This window comes from Mycobacterium sp. TH-M15 (genome assembly GCF_057473705.1).
The window spans coordinates 1-2,042 of the sequence record NZ_JBYCLB010000452.1; the positions used below are offsets into that span (position 1 = coordinate 1).

General features: G+C 69.3%; 2 protein-coding genes and 1 pseudogene. 2 read left to right on the forward strand and 1 reads right to left on the reverse strand.

Annotation, left to right across the window (positions count from 1 at the left end):
* Positions 1-95, forward strand: a pseudogene (locus AC2VNT_RS10940) (O-methyltransferase); the annotation flags it as partial.
* A 156-nt stretch (positions 96-251) separates the two neighbouring features.
* Positions 252-695 (forward strand): SPW repeat protein, encoded by a 444-nt coding sequence (locus AC2VNT_RS10945; protein WP_486946876.1) that lies wholly within the window; start codon positions 252-254, stop codon positions 693-695.
* A 103-nt stretch (positions 696-798) separates the two neighbouring features.
* Here the strand turns inward: AC2VNT_RS10945 and AC2VNT_RS10950 are convergent.
* Positions 799-2,042 (reverse strand): dihydroxy-acid dehydratase domain-containing protein (locus AC2VNT_RS10950; RefSeq protein ID WP_486946877.1); only part of this gene is annotated, 1,244 nt, incomplete at its 5' end.

Genomic DNA, 2,042 nt, shown 5'->3' on the forward strand with positions numbered 1-2,042 from the left:
AGTTGATCGGCGAGCACCCGCGGCTGGACGGCGTGGCGATCCAGACGGTCGGCGTCAAAGGCTGGGACGGTTTCGCCCTGGCCGTGGTCGTATAGGGAGCAAGGGCCGGCCCCTCCTCGCTGGCCGCGGTCGGCTGCTGTCCGTCCGACGGATTTTCGTGGCCGGCAGACGCCGGCCGAGCGTAGCCTTTCATCAGATGGATGGGTGCAGTCGGCAGCAAAATGCCTGCTGCATAACAGAAAGGTTGCGAAATGAGTACAGTCCATTCATCAATCGAGCACCATCCGGATTTGTTAGCTCTCCGGGCGAACTACGACAGAGCGGCCGAGTCGCTTGCGGCGCAGTTCACCTTCGGTCTGGCGCTGCTGACCGGCGTCTACGTGGCCATCTCGCCGTGGGTCGTTGGATTCGACAACACCAGGCAGTTGGCACGCAACGATCTGATCGTCGGGGTCGCGGTCGCGGCACTGGCGTTCTGCTTCGCGTCGGCGCTGGATCGAACGCACGGCATGACCTGGACACTGCCCGTCTTCGGTGTCTGGCTCGTCACGTCGCCGTGGATCCTGCACGGGATGTCAGCGACACCCGGCATGATCTGGTCGAATGTGGTGGCGGGCGTTCTGCTGACCGCCCTGGGCCTGACTGCCGTGTACTTCGGGATGCGTGCCCGCGGCGACGCGACCACCCACGGGTAGTGCGACCGCCGCTTCACCGTCCGGCCGGAGTCCAATCCGGCCGGCGTGGAGCGGGTCGCGCGAATTTTGCTGCTCGGCTCCGTGACGGATACCGCTAGCTAGCTCAGCCGCAGACGGCACCGGTGGCCGCCGACCCGACCAGCTTGCGGTACTTGGCCAGCACCCCGGTGGTGTAACGCGGCGGTGGCGGGGTGAAACCCGCGGCGCGGTCGGCGAACTCGGTGTCGTCGACCAACACGTCCAGGGTGGCGTTGGCCACGTCGAGCCGGATCCGGTCGCCGTCGCGCAGGAACGCAATAGGCCCGGCGTCGACCGCCTCCGGGGCCACGTGCCCGACACACAGTCCGGTGGTGCCGCCGGAGAACCGGCCGTCGGTGAGCAGCAGCACGTCCTTGCCGAGTCCGGCGCCTTTGATGGCGCCGGTGATCGCCAGCATCTCCCGCATCCCGGGTCCGCCCTTGGGGCCCTCGTAGCGGATCACCACGGCGTCGCCGGCGGCGATGGTGCCGTCCTCCAGCGCGTCCAGCGCGGCCCGCTCGCCGTCGAAGACCCGTGCGGTGGCCTCGAACACGTCGGTGTCGAAGCCGGCCGACTTCACCACCGCGCCCTCCGGCGCCAGCGAGCCGCGCAGGATGGTGATGCCGCCGGTCGGGTGGATCGGGTTGGTCAGCGCGTGCAGCACCTTGCCGTCGACGACCGGCGGATCCAGCTCGGCGATGTTCTCGGCCACCGTCTTTCCGGTGACGGTCAGGCAGTCGCCGTGCAGCAGACCGGCATCCAACAGGGTTTTCACCATCACCGGCACGCCACCGACCTTGTCGATGTCGGCCATGACGTGCGCGCCGAACGGCTTGACGTCGGCCAGGTGCGGCACCTTCGCGCCGACCCGGGAGAAGTCCTTCAGCGACAGGTCCACGTCGGCCTCGTGGGCGATCGCCAGCAGGTGCAGCACCGCGTTGCTGGACCCGCCGAACGCCATCACCACCGCGATCGCGTTCTCGAACGCCTCCTTGGTGAGGATGTCGCGGGCGGTGATGCCGCGGCGCAGCAGCTCCACCACGGCCTGGCCGCTGCGCCGGGCGAACCGGTCCCGGCGCCGGTCGGCCGACGGCGGCGTGGCGCTGCCGGGCAGCGACATGCCCAGCGCCTCGGCCGCGCTGGCCATGGTGTTGGCGGTGTACATCCCGCCGCAGGCGCCCTCGCCGGGGCAGATCGATCGTTCGATGATGTCGACGTCCGCGCGCGACATCAGCCCGCGCGAGCACGCGCCGACCGCCTCGAAGGCGTCGATGATGGTCACCTCGCGTTCGGTGCCGTCGGAGAGCAGCGCGTAGCCGGGCAGGGTGG